The organism is Curtobacterium sp. MCSS17_005 (assembly GCF_003234225.2).
GTDB classification, from domain to species: Bacteria; Actinomycetota; Actinomycetes; order Actinomycetales; family Microbacteriaceae; genus Curtobacterium; species Curtobacterium flaccumfaciens.
The window spans coordinates 1,343,678-1,359,542 of sequence record NZ_CP126258.1; the positions used below are offsets into that span (position 1 = coordinate 1,343,678).

General features: G+C 70.8%; 17 protein-coding genes. 9 read left to right on the forward strand and 8 right to left on the reverse strand.

Annotated elements, in window-relative coordinates; translation table 11 throughout:
- Positions 1 to 2: 2 nt before the first annotated feature.
- Positions 3 to 224, forward strand: coding sequence for a cold-shock protein (locus DEJ20_RS06545; protein ID WP_306789659.1), 222 nt, complete (start codon positions 3 to 5; stop codon positions 222 to 224).
- A gap of 175 nt (positions 225 to 399) precedes the next feature.
- On the opposite strand, the gene DEJ20_RS06550 is transcribed toward DEJ20_RS06545, so the two are convergent.
- The 5 genes from DEJ20_RS06550 to DEJ20_RS06570 form a co-directional block, all read right to left on the reverse strand.
- Entirely contained in the window at positions 400 to 819 is a 420-nt protein-coding gene (locus tag DEJ20_RS06550) for a hypothetical protein (protein WP_146245412.1), read from the reverse strand.
- Between the two features lie 324 nt (positions 820 to 1,143).
- Positions 1,144 to 1,572: a hypothetical protein gene (locus tag DEJ20_RS06555; RefSeq protein WP_111235187.1), complete on the reverse strand. Its 429-nt coding sequence runs from the start codon at positions 1,570 to 1,572 to the stop codon at positions 1,144 to 1,146.
- Positions 1,573 to 1,649: 77 nt separating this feature from the next.
- Positions 1,650 to 3,407, reverse strand: coding sequence for a hypothetical protein (locus DEJ20_RS06560; RefSeq protein WP_111235186.1), 1,758 nt, complete (start codon positions 3,405 to 3,407; stop codon positions 1,650 to 1,652).
- Positions 3,407 to 3,691 carry a hypothetical protein gene (locus tag DEJ20_RS06565; RefSeq protein WP_111235185.1) on the reverse strand — a complete coding sequence of 95 codons (285 nt, stop codon included), beginning with the start codon at positions 3,689 to 3,691 and terminating at the stop codon, positions 3,407 to 3,409. The genes DEJ20_RS06560 and DEJ20_RS06565 overlap by 1 nt, the downstream gene beginning before the upstream one ends.
- A gap of 211 nt (positions 3,692 to 3,902) precedes the next feature.
- Positions 3,903 to 4,586 (reverse strand): hypothetical protein, encoded by a 684-nt coding sequence (locus DEJ20_RS06570; protein WP_110858642.1) that lies wholly within the window; start codon positions 4,584 to 4,586, stop codon positions 3,903 to 3,905.
- A gap of 198 nt (positions 4,587 to 4,784) precedes the next feature.
- Between DEJ20_RS06570 and DEJ20_RS06575 the strand changes: the two genes are divergently transcribed.
- The 4 genes from DEJ20_RS06575 to DEJ20_RS06590 are packed head-to-tail and all read left to right on the forward strand — an operon-like array spanning position 4,785 to position 8,641.
- Positions 4,785 to 5,300 carry a GNAT family N-acetyltransferase gene (locus DEJ20_RS06575; RefSeq protein ID WP_111236707.1) on the forward strand — a complete coding sequence of 172 codons (516 nt, stop codon included), beginning with the start codon at positions 4,785 to 4,787 and terminating at the stop codon, positions 5,298 to 5,300.
- The gene (locus DEJ20_RS06580; RefSeq protein WP_111236706.1) at positions 5,297 to 5,977 is read left to right on the forward strand and encodes an HAD-IA family hydrolase; all 681 of its coding nucleotides are present in this window, start codon (positions 5,297 to 5,299) and stop codon (positions 5,975 to 5,977) included. The genes DEJ20_RS06575 and DEJ20_RS06580 overlap by 4 nt, the downstream gene beginning before the upstream one ends.
- 30 nt (positions 5,978 to 6,007) lie before the next feature.
- Positions 6,008 to 7,756, forward strand: coding sequence for an AMP-binding protein (locus DEJ20_RS06585; RefSeq protein WP_111236705.1), 1,749 nt, complete (start codon positions 6,008 to 6,010; stop codon positions 7,754 to 7,756).
- 27 nt (positions 7,757 to 7,783) lie between these two features.
- Positions 7,784 to 8,641, forward strand: a complete 858-nt coding sequence (locus DEJ20_RS06590; protein ID WP_111236704.1) for a hypothetical protein — start codon at positions 7,784 to 7,786, stop codon at positions 8,639 to 8,641.
- On the opposite strand, the gene DEJ20_RS06595 is transcribed toward DEJ20_RS06590, so the two are convergent.
- Complete coding sequence (locus DEJ20_RS06595; protein ID WP_111236703.1) at positions 8,642 to 9,871, reverse strand: MFS transporter; 1,230 nt, start codon at positions 9,869 to 9,871, stop codon at positions 8,642 to 8,644.
- A complete protein-coding gene (locus DEJ20_RS06600) occupies positions 9,868 to 10,416 on the reverse strand; it encodes an ArsR/SmtB family transcription factor (RefSeq protein ID WP_111236702.1) in 549 nt (182 codons plus the stop codon). Before DEJ20_RS06600 ends, DEJ20_RS06595 begins: the two co-directional genes overlap by 4 nt.
- 280 nt (positions 10,417 to 10,696) lie before the next feature.
- Between DEJ20_RS06600 and DEJ20_RS06605 the strand changes: the two genes are divergently transcribed.
- From DEJ20_RS06605 to DEJ20_RS06615, 3 genes are all read left to right on the forward strand, one after another.
- Positions 10,697 to 11,629: an ABC transporter ATP-binding protein gene (locus DEJ20_RS06605; RefSeq protein ID WP_111033997.1), complete on the forward strand. Its 933-nt coding sequence runs from the start codon at positions 10,697 to 10,699 to the stop codon at positions 11,627 to 11,629.
- Positions 11,626 to 12,480, forward strand: coding sequence for an ABC transporter permease (locus tag DEJ20_RS06610; protein WP_111236701.1), 855 nt, complete (start codon positions 11,626 to 11,628; stop codon positions 12,478 to 12,480). Before DEJ20_RS06605 ends, DEJ20_RS06610 begins: the two co-directional genes overlap by 4 nt.
- Positions 12,481 to 12,574: 94 nt before the next feature.
- Positions 12,575 to 13,069 (forward strand): putative periplasmic lipoprotein, encoded by a 495-nt coding sequence (locus DEJ20_RS06615; protein WP_111236700.1) that lies wholly within the window; start codon positions 12,575 to 12,577, stop codon positions 13,067 to 13,069.
- Between the two features lie 12 nt (positions 13,070 to 13,081).
- Here the strand turns inward: DEJ20_RS06615 and DEJ20_RS06620 are convergent, their stop codons facing one another.
- Complete coding sequence (locus tag DEJ20_RS06620; protein ID WP_111236699.1) at positions 13,082 to 13,687, reverse strand: dihydrofolate reductase family protein; 606 nt, start codon at positions 13,685 to 13,687, stop codon at positions 13,082 to 13,084.
- Positions 13,688 to 13,791: 104 nt separating this feature from the next.
- Between DEJ20_RS06620 and DEJ20_RS06625 the strand changes: the two genes are divergently transcribed.
- On the forward strand, positions 13,792 to 15,708 hold the full coding sequence (locus DEJ20_RS06625; RefSeq protein ID WP_111236698.1) for a glycoside hydrolase family 43 protein: 1,917 nt from the start codon (positions 13,792 to 13,794) through the stop codon (positions 15,706 to 15,708).
- The last annotated feature ends 157 nt before the right edge of the window (positions 15,709 to 15,865 follow it).

Sequence of the window (15,865 nt, forward strand, 5' to 3'; positions counted from 1 at the left end):
CCGTGCTGACCGCCATGCCCACGGGCACCGTCAAGTGGTTCGACCACAGCAAGGGATTCGGCTTCATCCACCCCGACGACGGGTCCCAGGACCTGTTCGCGCACTTCTCCAGCATCGTCGCGGCGACCGGCTCCCGGCCGCTCGCCCAGGACGACCACGTGCAGTACGAGATCGGGCCCGGCAAGAAGGGCCCGCAGGCGGACAACATCTCGATCATCCGCTGATCGGCACCACCACGAGCAACGCCCCGACCGATCCGGTCGGGGCGTTGCTCGTTTCGCGCGTGCGTGGCCGTGGCCGCGGCCGAGTCTCGCCCACCACGATCCCGCGCCGAGCGACAGTTCACGGCGGCTCGTCCGCGCAAGGTGTCGCTGAGCGTGGAACGAGGCGGGCGTTCACTCAGTCGTCGTTCAACGAACCCGGGAAACACTGCGAGAACGACGACAACCGGACCTTCTTGATGTCGTTGTAGATCGTGATGAGGTACTGGTCGTCGTTCGTCCCGGTGAGCGTCAGTCGCTTCGCGCCCTTGTCGGTCATGTCAGTGGCGGCCGTGTACCCGTCGTCCCGCACAGCGGCGGTGATCGCGTCGTAGGTCTCACCGACGTCCACTGGGCGCGCCAGGGTGATGGCGGCGCCGCCCGCTGCCGAGACAGCGGTGTCCGAGCAGGCCAGCAGCGTCCAGTCGATCGTGCGGCTGCTGGCGACCGCGTCGTGCGGGATCGCACCGATCAGCCGGTCCTGGACCTCCGTCGTGCGTCGTTCAGCAGTTGTCCGGGACACCGAGGCGGTTGCGCCCGGCTCGGGTTGTTCCCTCATCGACGGTCCTCCAGCGCAGGCAGTGATGGACAATGCGATCGTCGTCACGAGACCCGCGACGAACCAGGCGGAGCGGGTGGTCACTCGAAGATCTCCTCGGTGAGTTGGTCGAGGACGGCACGATTGCCCTCGATGCGTGCGACCTTGTCCGTCTCGCCCACGGTCTCGGGTCATGGGCTTGCGACCAGCGACAGCTCACGCCCCTCGGGCCCCGTGAGGTGCCGCTCAGCCCGGAACGAGCTGAGCGTTCACTTGCTCAGATCGACACAGGCCTCGTCGAGACCTGCGGTCCCGGCACCACGGTCCTCCAGCGTATCTGTGTGCTCAACGGTCGGACAAGGAGCCCGGATAGCAGGGCGAGAACGAGGCGATCCGGACGGTCAGCGACTCGTTGTCGACAGTGATCAGGTATCGCTCGCCGGTGCCGCGGCTGAGCGCGAGCCGTTCGAGGCCTTTGCCGGTCCGGTCCGTCTCGGCAGTGAACGAGGGGTCCGTTGAGAACTCGGACCGGATCTTGCCGTACGCGGGATCCACTGCTTCTGACTCCGTCAGCCGCAGGGTGACGCCGCCGGCAGACTGCACCTCTGAGTCAGAACATGCGAGCAGTACCCACTTCCGAGTCGTATCAGACGAGACCTTCTCGGAGTCGAACGTTTCGGCGATCTTTCGTTGCACGGCACCCGTGCGCTCCTCGGCCGCAGCGCGGGCCTCCGCTTGATCGGAACCCGATGAGGTCGTCGGTGTTGCCGTCATGGGTTGTCCTCCAGCGCATGCGGTCAGTGCAAGGGCGATGATCGCCCCGATGGCGGATGATGTGGCCGGGTGTCTGGTCACGGGAAGATCTCCTCCACGAGGTCGTCGAGGACGTCCTGGTTTCCTTCGATCCGAGCAACCTTGTTGTGCTGGTCCATGAGGTTCCCGAAATCGTACGGGTTCACGTCCTCGGGCGGTGGCCCGTAGTACTCGCCGTGGCCGAACGCAGGGTTCCGGCGAGGATTGTTCCCGTCCCACACCCCGCCCGTCGCTTGACCTACCTGCAGGATGTCGACGTAGGAGTAGTCCGTGTAGGTGGTCTGTCGGTTGGGCTGCCACGTCTCAGGCATCCCGGCTCCGGAAAGCGACGCGACCTGGTCGTACTGCGTGCCGAGGGTCTCAGAGGTCGCGATGTTCGCCAGGCCCCAGCTGTGCCCGATGGCCGTCGTCTGCGCGTCCGTCAGGTTGGGGTCCACGTCGAGCCCGGCCGACAACTGCCGGAGTCGTTCTGCGGGAGCGAGAGCGAAGTCGGGGTCGTTGGCTTCCGCGACCCCAGCGGGGCCCGCGGTCTCCTCGCCAGGGAAGACGCCGTCCTTCGCGACGAAGACGACCGTGTCGTCGGGGGAGTACCCCTGGAGGTATTCGGGCACCTGTTGCACGCTGCCGTTGTAGAAGGACTCGACATTGCTGAAGGTCCCGGGCACGTACGTGATCACGTGCTCTGTGTCCGGTGACGGCGTGCCGATCATCTCGATGATCCGATGGTCCTTCGGGTCGTACAGGTACAGCTGGGTCTTCGGCGGCTCGGCCGTGACCCGGAGCAGGTACTTCTCCTCGAGCGCCAGCCGGTCGATCTCGTCCTTGGTCGACTTGTCGGTCCGACCGGAGAGCGCCTCGGACCAGGCCAGAGCCAGTCGGAGCGCCTGGAGCCGAGACTGCACGGCTGAGAGGCGGTTCCCCGCGAGGTTCTTGTTCGCCGCGACGCGCGCCGCGGGCGGGAGGCCGTTCAGTCCGCCGAGCACCGACGGCACTGCTGCGATGAGTGCCTGCTGCTCGGGGGACAGGGTTCCGTCGTCGCCGCTCCCGAGCGACTGCCACCACGCGCGCACCGCGCCGGGGTCGGCCTGCTGGATGGTCTCGACGACTTCGGGGTGGGCCTTCAGGAACGCTGCTGCCTCGTCGGCGCTCATGCCCTGGAGCAGGGCGAGCAGCGTCAACGGGGTCGCACTCGCGATGTCGGACCCGCTCAGCTTCTGGGGGAGTCCGTTCGCCCGGCGGGCCGAGAGCGCGTCGATGCACCGCCGGTCGGCCGCACGACGCTGCTCGACGAGCGCGTCCCACTCCATGTCGAGGGACCGGCTCGTCGCGACTGCGTGGGACAGCTGGTCGTCGGCCCGGTTCGCGGTGGACTGCAGTGCAGCGCCCGCCTCCGGTGTCGTGGTGGCGTCCTTCGCAGCCGAGCGTGCTTCGTCGCGAGCCGTCTCGGACGCAGTCCGGGCGGACGCGAGAGTCGCTGCGGCCGCAGCCCGGGCGGTCTCGAGCCGCAGTTGCTCCTGCTGCACCGCCTCGAGGTCCATCGCGTACCGCTCCAGAGCGGACGCCTGCTCGACGAGCGCAGTCCGGAGCATCATCGTGTCCGCGCTGAAGTCGCCGATGTTGGACAGGAACGGTTCCTTCGCGCGTCCCTTCCAGTCGGCGCTCTGGCCATCGCTCGCGATGTCACGCAGGGCCCGCTCGACGTCCTGGAGGTCATCAGCTTTGGTGCGTCGCGCAGTCGCCAGCGCCGCGACGGCGGCGGTGTCGCCAGCCCCGGGGTCGGTGGTCGTCCAGGACATCAGCGACCGCCAGACTGGCCCGCGAGGTCATCCTCGACCGCGGAGATCTTGGTTGCCACCTCGCGCGGGTACTGCCCGATGGCACTGAGCGACTGCGCGAGCACCTCAGCGCGGTCGGTGATGGCGGTGCCCGCCGTCCCCAGCGCGTCTGCGACCTCGGCAGACCCGAGTGCGTCCTCTCGCGGGTCGCTGAAGGCCCGGTCGAGCCGGACCGCCTGCGGTACCGGTGTCAGGGCGTTCGTCAGCGCATCGAGCGTCGACTCGACGACCTGCAGATCCCCCATCGGTCACCCCTCCCGTGGCCTGCCACGACCCTAGCAGCGTTCTCCCGCACACGGTCGGGCCGTGGAAGCGCCGACGAGGCGGACTGGAGGCGCGGTGCGGTCTGGCACCGCGCCTCCAGTCCGTCGTCCCTCACGTCCACCGCAACCGACGCAAGTCGGCCCGGGCCACGCTGCTGCGTGGTCCGGGCCGACTGGGGTGGTGCGGGAGGTGTTACTTGATCTGTGCGGTGATGGTGGCGGTGCCGACGAGCAGGCCGCGCTTGACGGCGTCGGTGCCGAAGGTCTTGTTCAGCAGGCCGGCGGCGTCTTCGGAGACGTGGACGGTGGTGCCGGTGAGGATGGCGTTGTCGCCCTCGAGCTGGAGGGGCTTGAGGGAGCCGCCGTGCAGCTCGAACAGGAACGCGTTGGCCGCGGCGACCTTGCCGTTGACGAGGACGTCGCCGTAGAGCTTGGACGAGCCGGGGTTCACGACGAAGTTCTCCAGCGTGACGGTGGTGTCGCCGGCCTTCAGGGTCAGACCCGAGTCGTCGTGGTTCAGCAGGCCCTGCACGTACGGGCGGTAGTTGCCGTCCGGCGACCAGTAGGTGACCGACCCGGCGGTGATCGGGAACGACACCGACCCGTCAGCCAGGGTCGCATCTCCGGAGACGCCGGGGGTGAGCTTCAGGGCGGTGAGGGCGTCGGTGAAGCCGGAGTCGAGCTTCACGGCGGTGGAGCCACCGAGGACCTCGGGGACCGAGGCGACGGGTGCGGGGATCTTCGACTCGGACGACGAGGACACCGTGTGCACGTTCGGGGTCGCGGCCTGGGCGGAGGAGATCCCGAACGCGGCACCGCCGAGGACGAGGGCGCCGGTCGTGGCGAGGGTGATAGAGGTCTTGAGGCTCTTACGCATCGTGATCAGTCCTTTGCTGTTGTCGCGCTCGGCGCGGCTGCTGTGTGCGCGCCGAACACACCCTTGGTGGGGTGGAGAACCAGCGATGTGCGGCTGGTGAGCGCTCCGGGTGTTTCCCGGTCGTTGCAGGTGATTCGGCGTCGTCCGCCAGTCGGATTGGAACGAGTTCTCCGGGCCTGCCACCCCTAGGCTCGGGTCATGCGGGGAACGACGATCCGACCGACCACGGAGGACGACTGGGAGTCCGTGCGGGCACTGCGGCTCGAGATGCTCCGGGACACCCCGAAGGCGTACGGGGAACGGCTCGCCGACGCGGAGCGGCTGCAGGAGCGTGACTGGCGGCGACGCGGCCGCCGTGAGCACGACGTCGGCGGGACGACCCTCGCCGCGATCGGTGCCGACGGCCGGTGGCTCGGGACGATGGGGGTGTTCGTCCCCGGCCCCCGGGTCGGGCCGCTCCTGGTCGGCGTCTACGTCGCACCGTCGCACCGTGGTCGTTCCGCCGGCGTCGCCGATGCGTTGCTCGACGAGATCGAGGTGTGGGCGGCGGCGCACGGATCGGCCCTTCGGCTGCACGTGCACCAGGGGAACACCCGCGCGCAGGCCTTCTACACCCGACGCGGCTACGAGCCGACGGGTGCGACCGAGGCGTACGTCCTCGATCCGAGCGAACTCGAGGTCGAGATGATCCGGCAGCTACGGAGATCGCTGTGAGCGACGGGACGGCCGGAGCTGCCGGGGCTGCCGGGCCCGTCGTGCGGTGGCTGCTGTCCGACGTGGGCGGCGTCCTCGAGCTCGTCGACGACGCCGCCTGGCCCGGACGCTTCCGGGCGCGGTGGGCCGAGCGTCTCGGGATGACGACGGACGACTTCTCCGCACGCCTCGTCGCAGCGGACCTGCCCGACGCCTCCCGTCAGACCGGCGTCGTCGACCGGTACTGGGGCGCGATCGGCTCGGCGCTCGGGCTGGAGGCCGACCAGCTCGCCGTCATGCGGGCCGACTTCTGGGATGCGTACTGCGGAACCCTGAACCAGCCGTTGTACGACTTCCTTGCCAGACTCCGCGGCACGATCGGCCTCGCGATCCTGTCGAACTCGGGCGATGGTGCTCGAGAGGAAGAGGAGCGGCGCTTCCGGTTCTCGGCGGTGTTCGACCCGATCTGCTACTCCCACGAGATCGGTGTGAACAAGCCCGATGCGGAGGCCTTCCGCATCACGCTCGAGCGCTTGGGGGCGGACCCGGACGAGGTGTTCTTCGTGGACGACGTGCCCGAGAACATCGAGGCCGCACGTGCGCTCGGCATCGGGGCGCACCTGCACGTCGACACCGACGAGACGATCCGGGTGCTCGAGGCGGTCGTGCGGGGGAGCGGTCGGGCAACCGGGCGCTGACGCCCGGTCTTCGTGGGTGTGCCGAGCCCGATGCGGCATGATCGGTCCGTGTCTTCTGTGAACCCGACCGACGCGTACCGTGCCGCCCGCGACCAGCTCCTCGCCGCGGACTCTCCCGAAGCGGCACGCGCCCGGTTCCGCTGGCCGGACGTCGGCGACACGTTCAACTGGGCGACCGACTGGTTCGACGTCATCGCGACCGACAACAGCCGCACCGCGCTCTGGATCGTCGAGGAGGACGGCCGTGAGCAGCGGCTCAGCTACGCCGAGATGGCCGCACGGTCCGATCGGCTCGCAGCGCGCCTGCACCGCTTCGGTGTGCAGCAGGGCGACAACGTCCTCGTCATGCTCGGCAACCAGCTCGAGCTCTGGGAGACCATGCTCGCCGTGATCAAGCTCGGTGCGGTCATCCTTCCGACGTCGACCATGCTCGACACCGCCGACCTGCAGGACCGCGTCGACCGGGGCTCGGTGGCGCACGTCGTCACGAACCACGGCGAGACGCACAAGTACGACGACGTCCGCGGGTCCTTCACGCGCATCGTCATCGGCGGTCCCGCTGACGGATGGACGGAGTACCCGAGCGATCTGGGCGAGCCCGTTGCCACCGACGAGGTCCGCCCCCACGTCGTCACCCGCACGACGGACCCGTGCCTGGTCTACTTCACGTCCGGCACGACGTCGAAGCCGAAGATGGTCGTGCACACCCAGACGTCGTACCCGGTCGGGCACCTCAGCACGATGTACTGGCTCGGCGTCCGGCCCGGTGACGTGCACCTGACCATCAGCTCGCCCGGGTGGGGCAAGCACGCCTGGAGCTGCTTCTTCGCGCCGTGGATCGCCGAGGCCACCGTGTTCATCCACAACACCGCGCGCTTCGACCCCGATGCACTCCTCGCGCAGCTCGAGCAGGCCGAGGTCAACTCGTTCTGCGCGCCGCCGACCGCGTGGCGGATGATGCTGCAGTCCGACCTCGGCGTGAAGCCGCGCGCGCTCCGCGAGCTCATCTCGGCCGGCGAGCCGCTCAACCCCGAGGTCATCGGCCGGGTCGAAGCGGCGTGGGGGCTCACCATCCGCGACGGCTACGGGCAGACCGAGACCACGGCGATCATCGGCAACGCCCCGGGCGCCGCCGTCACGCCCGGCGCGATGGGCAAGCCGCTCCCCGGCGTGACCGTGACGCTGCTCGACCCCGTGACCGGCGAACCGGGCGACGAGGGCGAGGTCTGCCTCGACCTCACCGAGCGGCCCGTCAACCTGATGGCCGAGTACCTCGGCGACCCCGACCGCACGGCATCGTCGATGCGCGACGGCTTCTTCCACACCGGCGACATCGCCGTCCGCGACGCCGACGGCGAGCTGACGTTCATCGGCCGCACCGACGACGTGTTCAAGTCCTCCGACTACAAGGTGTCGCCGTTCGAGGTGGAGAGCGCCCTGCTGCAGCACCCGGCCGTGGCCGAGAGCGCGGTCGTCCCGGCCCCTGACGACGCCCGTCTCAACGTCGTCAAGGCGTACGTCACGTTGGCCACTGGATGGGAGGCGTCGGCCGAGACCGCCAGGCAGGTCCTGGAGTACGCACGCACGGCTCTCCCCGCCTACGCGCGCGTCCGCCGCGTCGAGTTCGCGGAGCTCCCGAAGACCATCTCGGGCAAGATCCGCCGCGTGGAGCTGCGGGAGCGCGAGGAACAGTCGGTGACCAACGGCACGCGCGCCGAGGCGGAGTGGCGCGACGACGAGTTCCCCGGCCTCCGTGCACCCCGCCCGCAGGCGAGCTGACCCGCACGGGCGCCGAGGGGTCGGCACGTGGAACTGATCAAGGACGTCTCACGCGGCGACTGGCTGCTGGCCCGGGCCGGCGCGTTCGCCTCGTTCGGCGGCGTCGCGGGCACGGGGTTCGAGGCGTACGTCCGGATCCTGCACCCGCTCCGAGCGGATCGCGAAGACCGTACGACCGTGGACGAGTGCGACGAGCACCCGGTCCTCGAATCGGCCGAGTGGCGCTGGGCCGACGTCGCCGAGCGCACCCGTCGGACGATCGACCCGCTCGTGTCGTGGCAGACGCTCAGCGGTCGGGACGACGAGTCAGACCTGCCCTTCGAGGACGGCTGGGTCGTCCATCCACCCGAAGAGGGCTGGTACGAGCCGACGCAACTCGCCGCACTCACCGAGCTCCTCGCCGAGGCGACGTCCACGCCGGACGACCTGGTCGGGGCGATCTGGGACGGGTGGGGCGACCTGAACGGGACGTCGACGTTGGCCTTCGGGTGGCAGGGGAGCGGCGAGCCGACAGCGGCCGACCGCGTGGAGATGCGGGCGCACATCGCCCGGACGCAGGCGCAGCACGGGCGGGAGCAGGCTGCGCTCCGGGAGTCGCTCGCGGGTCCGCGCTTCCTGTGGCCCGCCCGCGAGTGCTTCCTGCTCTCCATGTCCCTGTCGCAGCTCAGTGACCCGTCCTGGACGGACGACGCCCGCGTGGGCAGGTACGTCGACTTCGGGCACACCCCGCAGATGCTCTGGCCCGAGGGGCACGAGTGGGTGCTCGCCACCGAGATCGACTGGGACTCGACGATCGTCGCCGGCTCACGGTCGCTGGTCGATGCGGTCCTCGCCGACGACCGGTTCGAGGCGTACGAGGTCGACGCGCACGCTTCCCCGGGTTGATCAGACCGGCAGGGCCACCTCGGTGGTCACGCGCCGGACACTCCGGGTGGACGCGGCGACCACGGTGGCGACGACGATGACGACGGCGCAACCGACCAGGGTCGCGGGCGTGCCGACCGCGTGCGCCAGCGGCCCCACCAGGGCCTCGCCGAGCGGGACGGCGACGAACGACCCGACCATGTCGTACGAGTAGACCCGCGACAGCACGGCCCGGGGCACGTTCGACTGCAGTGCGTGGTCCCAGGCGATCGCGAACAGCTCGATGGCCATCCCGCCCAGGGCGAACGCGACGAGCAGGGTCGGCAGGGCCGGTGCGCCGGCGAGCGCCAGGACGGGGAGCGCGGTCACGGCCATCAGGGCGACGCCGATGCCGAGGGCGTGCCGTGGCCGCCACCGCAGTGCGATCAGCGCTCCGAGCGCCAGACCGACGGTCTGCGCCGCGACGACGAGTCCCCAACCCGCCCTGCCGAACGAACCGTCCGCGACCACCGGCCCCAGCACGGTGGTGGCACCGACGAAGGCGGCGTTGAGCACCGCGAACTGTGCGACCACCGTCCAGACCCAGCGTCGTCCCGAGAACTCAACCCATCCCTCCCGGATGTCTGCGATCACCGACGGGCGGTCGGCCGGTGCGACGGACGGGCGACGTGGCAGTCGGATCCGTGCGTACAGGGCTGCAGCGACGGCGAAGCCGGCGGCGTCCACCGCCAACCCCCACCCGGCGCCGACGAGCGCCACCATGCCGGCGCCGGCGGAGGCCCCGAGGATGGTGCCGGCGTTGATGCTCAACCGGATCACGGCGTTCGCCGGACGGAGCAGTGCCTCGGGCACCGTCTCGGGGACCATGGCCGCGGTCGTCGGCAGGCTCACCGCGGCAACGGCACCGTTCAGGATGCTCAGGACGACGAGGAGCGGGACCGTCGCGGTACCCGTCAGGACCAGCCCGGCGACGGCGCCCTGCGTCAGTGCGGCACCGAGCGACGTGACGACGAGCACGACGTCACGGGGGAGACGGTCGGCGATGACCCCGCCGAACAGCAGGACGGCGACGTTCGCGACCGAGCGTGCGGCCACGACGAGGCCGAGGTCGACGGGCGAGCCGGTGAGGTCGAGGACGGCGAACGCCAACGCGATCGGGGCGACGGCGTTGCCGAGGATGCTCACCGTGCGGGCGGCGAGCAGCCAGCGGAACGGTGCGTGGCCGAGGACGCCCGTGGTCGGCGTGCTCACGGTCGCCGCATCGGGAACATCGAGACGGTCATCGACACCGGAACGGTGCCCGGGGTGCGGGGGCGCTGCGCTGCGGCGTGGAGCAGGGCGGAGGCCTGGCCGACGTGGTGCACCACCCGGCGCCACGTCTCGGGGCCGACCCACAGTTCGGCGTCGGTGGAGACGCCGGGCCCCGTGGTCCGCTGTCGCACCCGGCGCCGGAGCTCCTCGACCTGGGCCTCGACGTACACGAGCTGGTCCTCGACCGAGACCTCGTCCGCGCCACCGTCGTCGCCACCACCGCCGGATCGGCCGTCGGGGTCGAACGGTTGCGACGACGACTCGTGCCGGTACCGCTTCGCCTCGCCGCCCCGGAGCCGGACGACCTCGACGACGGCGACCAGCCCGGCCCGTTCGAGCACGCGCAGGTGGTAGCTCGCGGTGGCCTGGGACAGACCGAGCTCCCGCGCGGCCTCGGCGGCGCTCATCGCGGTGCTCGTCACCAGCGACAGCAGGCGGAGCCGGATCGGGTGGGCGGTCGCCCGGAGGGACTGGAGGCTGGACATGCGCCCATCCTTCGTCGCGACACCCGGCACCGTCAAATGGCTCTTTGGGGGTTGTCCGGACCAATCCCACGCCGACTTTTCGCGTCCAGCGACAGTTCATGGCCCGCGGCGCCCGTGAACTGTCGCCCAGCGCGAAATCCCGCGCGATCCCGCCCGCGCCCGCACCCGCGCCGCACCCGCGCGCCGCGCCCCGGCGCCACCCCGCGTCACCCTGCGGGAGCACACATCTCCCCCCAACGGCGGACGCGGCGGCGCAGAGCACTCCCGTAGCGTCGAGGCCGTGATCGAAGTCAGCCATCTCACCAAACAGTACGGTCCGAAGACCGCCGTGGACGACGTCTCCTTCGTCGTGCGTCCCGGCAGTGTGACCGGCTTCCTCGGCCCCAACGGCGCCGGGAAGTCCACCACGATGCGCATGATCATGGGGCTGGATCGGCCCACGTCGGGCACGGCCACCGTGAACGGCCAGCCCTACACGAGCTTCCGCGACCCGCTCCGGCAGGTCGGCGCCCTGCTCGAGGCGAAGGCCGTGCACTCGGGCCGCAGCGCCTACAACCACCTGCTCTCCCTCGCGGCGACCCACGGCATCCCGAAGTCCCGCGTGCACGAGGTCATCGACATGACCGGCCTCGACTCCGTCGCGAAGAAGCGCGTCGGCGGGTTCTCGCTCGGCATGGGGCAGCGCCTGGGAATCGCTGCCGCACTGCTCGGTGACCCGAAGACCCTGATCCTCGACGAGCCCGTCAACGGCCTCGACCCCGACGGCGTCGTGTGGGTACGACAGCTCGCCCGCCGCATGGCCGCCGACGGCCGCACGGTGTTCCTCTCCAGCCACCTGATGAGCGAGATGGCGCAGACCGCCGACCGCGTGGTCGTGCTCGGCCGGGGCAAGGTCCTCGCCGACGCCCCGATCGCCGAGTTCGTCGCCGGTGGCGGCGCCGCTGCCGGCACCGATGCCGCCGTCAGCCGCGTCATCGTCCGCACGCCGGACCCGAACGGCTTGTTCACCGCGATCGGTCCGAACGCCGCGGTCACCCAGCGCGAGGACGGCTCGTTCCTCGTCGTCGGGCCCGACGCGCCGACGGTCGGCAACATCGCCGCGCAGGCCGGCGTCCCCCTGCACGAACTCACCCCGACCGGCGCGAGCCTGGAAGAGGCCTACATGGCCCTCACCCGCGACGACGTCGAGTACCGATCGGAGGGCACCCGATGAGCGCCACCACCTCGCCGTCGACGAGCCTGCCGGGCTCGACCCGGCTGTCGTTCCCGCACCTGGTGCGGAGCGAGTGGATCAAGCTGCGCAGCATCCGGTCCACGTTCTGGTGCTACGCGATCCTGGTCGTCGTCACGATCGGCATGGCCGCGCTGGTCGGAGCGAACACGAACAGCGGCGGGCAGGACCTGCCGACGGACATCGCCAACGGCACCGTCGTGAACGTCAACACCGTGGGCGTCCTGCTCTCGTCGCTCGTCGTCGGGGTGCTCGGCGTCCTCATCATCACCGGTGAGTACGGCACGGGCCAGGTCCGCTCGACCTTCACCGCCGACCCCCGCCGCTCCGGCGTGATCCTGGCGAAGGCCACCGTCCTCGCCCTCACGACCTTCGTGGTCAGCGCCGTCGCCACCTGGATCGGCGTCCTCATCTCGCTCCCGCTGCTCGCCGGCAACGGTGTCGAGGCGGAGATCGGTGACCCGTCGGTCTTCATGCCGATCCTCGGTTCGTCGGTCTTCCTGACCCTGCTGGCGCTCCTCGCCTACGGCATCGGCCTGCTCGTCCGCTCGAGCGCCGGTGGCATCGCGATCACGCTCGGCATCCTGTTGGTCCTGCCGGTGGTGCTGAGCCTGATGGCCGGGCTGATGAACGTCGAGTGGCCGACGAACATCGCGGCGTTCCTGCCGGACATGGCCGGCGGCCAGCTCTACGCCTACTCGTACGACGGCGCGAGCGCCGCCGACGACAGCGGGGTCGTGCTCAACGGCTGGGGCGGCTTCGGCGTCCTCGCCGCCGAGGTGCTCGTCGTCGGTGGCCTCGCCCTGACGCTCGCGCGCCGTCGCGACGTCTGACGCGACCACCCCACGGCCGGGAGGCGCGGTGCCAGTCGGCACCGCGCCTCCCGTCGTTCACGGTGCGGGTCCACAGCGTCACTAGGCTCACAGCGTGCGCCCCGTCCCCGCCCTGCTCCTGCCCGCGATCGCGGGTGTGCTCCTGCTGGCCGGGTGCTCCGCGTCGGCGGTGCCCGTCGACGAGGCCGCCCGGTCCGCCTGGAAGGTCCAGCAGGACGCCGCGGTCGAGACCGACGACGCCGTGCTCGGCGTGCTCACGGCGGACGTCGACCCCGAGGTCTCGGACGAGGCCGACGCCCAGAACCGTGACGGTGTGCGTCTGCAGTTCGCCACGTCGCAGACCCTCGACCATCTCGAGTTCTCGTGCTTCGGGCACGGGGAGATGCGCGGCGTCGTGCGGATCGGAACCGAGCGCAGTTCGACAACGCGGACGCTCGAGCCGATGTCCTGCGACGACAGCCCGCACCGCATCGCGGCGGGGGTGCGTGGCACCGTCGACAGCGTCGGGTTCAACGGGTTCGACAGCGACCGCCCGAGTTCCTGGCGCCTCGTCATCGTCGGTCCGGGAACCGGCACCGGTTCCGACTGAGGCCCCGAGCGCTCAGGACCGCCGGACGTCGTACCGGTGCAGGGTGACGCCGTTGTCGTAGCGCTGCTGCTCGAGCAGGTCGAGCTGCACGAGCGGGCGGTGCCCCGAGAGCGGCGGATCGAACAGCGGCCGGCCGGCGCCGAGCACCGACGGGTGCGTGAAGAGCATGACCTCGTCGAGCAGCCCGGCGTCGAGCAGCTGACTCGCGATGCTCGGTCCGCCCACTCCGATGTCGCCGTCGCCGGAGGCGCGGATCGCGGCCAGCTCGGCGATCGCGTCGCCGTCGCCACCGATGACCCGGGTGTCGTGGTCGGCGGTGGTCCGTGTGCGGGACACCAGGATCTTCGGCTGCGCGGTCCAGATCTCGCCGTACTCGCGCAGGTACTGCGGCATCGACTCGTCGTGCCGCGCGTCGGGCCAGAACGGGTCCATCATGTCGCGCACCACCCGGCCCTCGACGGACAGGGTCATCGCGGCGGCGCGGGCGTTGAACTCGCGGTGCAGCGGCTCGTCGATCCGGACCCAGTCGGGGCCGTCCAGTCCGTCGTGCTCGCCGGGGGCCCGTTCGACGAACCCGTCGACGGAGACGTTGATCCAGTAGACGAATCTCGCGGACATGGCATGACTCCTTCGTCGAGCCGAGCGTACGCTCGCGCACGTCGCCCGTCGACACCCGCAGTCCCTCCAGCAGCACCTCCCTCAACGACGAGAGCAGGTCAGGCATGCGCCGATCGTCCACCGCACTCCTCGCCGTCGTGACGTTCCTCGGCGTCGCGACCACGGGCCTCCAGGCCGCACCAGCGGATGCGTCCGCGGTGCCGGGCGGGACCACCCGGGCGACCACCACGACCGTGGCGTCGAGTCCCGCCGGCCGGCACGGCCGCGCGGCACCCAGCCACCAGAACCCCGTCGCGCTCAGCCTGCCCGACGGGCAGACGGCCGCGAGCTGCGCGGACCCGACCGTGATCCACGGAGCCGGACGCGACCGCAACTGGTACCTGTACTGCACCACCGACGCACTCACCGCGACGGAGCAGAACCCGGACGGGTCCCTCGTGCAGCACGCGGTGCCCACGTACCGGTCGACCGACCTGACCCACTGGACGTACGTCAACGACGCGTTCCCGACGAAGCCCGCCTGGGTGGGCGACGCGAACGGGATCTGGGCGCCGGACGTGGTGTACCGCGCCGGAGACCGTGGCCGGGCGGGCACCTGGTACCTGTACTACGCGGCCTCGGACACCCCGTCGGCGACGGGGCCGAGCGGCGGCGGCTCCGCGGTCGGGGTGGCGACGAGCTCGAGCCCGACGGGTCCGTGGAAGGACTCCGGCGGCCCGGTCGTGGCACCGCAGACCGCACCGAACGGCGACGGAGCGCGGTGGGCGTTCGATCCCGAGGTCATCACCGACAAGGGCACGACCTACCTGTACTTCGGCAGCTACTTCGGCGGTGTGAACGTCCGACGCCTCAGCGCCGACGGACTGCGCTCCGACCCGTCGACCGAACGGCAGATCGCTATCGACAACCGCTACGAGGGCGCCTACCTGATGCGGCACGGCGGCTGGTGGTACTTCATGGGCTCCGCGACGAACTGCTGCAACGGCGCCCTGACCGGCTACGGCGTCTTCGTCGCCCGGTCACGCAGCCCGCTCGGACCGTTCACGGACCGCGACGGCGTGGCGATCACGAGCACCCGGGTCGGCGGCACGCCCCTGCTCGCGCAGAACGGCAACCGGTGGGTCGGGACCGGCCACAACACCGTGGTCACCGACTTCGCCGGCCAGGACTGGATCATCTACCACGCGGCCGACCGCAACGACCCGTACTACGCGGGGCAGCCGACCTACACGAAGCGGCCGGCGCTGATCGACCCGCTCGACTGGCAGCACGGCTGGCCGGTCGTGCGCGGTGGTGCCGGCCCGTCCGACACGGTGCAACCGGGGCCGGTCGCACAGCCGGGGCAACGGCCGACGTACCGGGCGTCCACCGCCCCGGTCGACGTGCCGGGGCGGACGATCCGCGCGCTGTCGACCTCGTTCGACGGTGCCGCGCTGCCCGCCGCGCTCACCTGGACGCGTGAGCCGGACCCGTCCACCTGGACCGTCGCCGACGGCACGTTCCGCTGGCAGACGCAGGACGCCGACATCCACCCGCCCGCGACGCCGCTCGCATCGGTGCTGTCCGAACCGGCGCCCCGTGGGGACTACGTGCTCCAGACCACGGTCGGGGTGGACACCCCGGCGACCGGCGACGGCCTGAACTACGTGCAGGGTGGCCTGATCGTCTGGGGTGACGACGGCAACTACGTCCGGCTCACGTCGAACTCGATCTTCAACACGCGACAGACCGAGTTCGGCAAGCAGATGTCCGGGCAACCGGCCGGGGCGCCGAGCTACGGCAACATGGTCGTCGGTCCGGTCGGGGACACCACCACGCTCCGGATCGTGCACCGCGAGGTCCGGGGTGAGGACCGGTACACGGCGTACACCAGCCTCGACGGGCGGCACTTCGTCCGGGGCGGCACCTGGACGGCGGACCTCGGCAGTGCGCCCCGCGTCGGGCTCATCTCACTCGGGGGCTCCGGCTTCAGCAGCACCTTCGAGGACCTCCGCGTGAGCACGGTCGTGACGCGTCGCTGACGGGGTGGCCCCGCAGAACACCGGTGTTCGCGCGCTGAACCGCGGTCTGCGCGTGTTCGACCCGCGAACACCGGTGTTCTGCGAGGCCGCACGGCCCCGTTCAGCCGCGAAACGTCGCCCGTCACCGAGATACCCGTCGGGATGCGAAGATGCATCG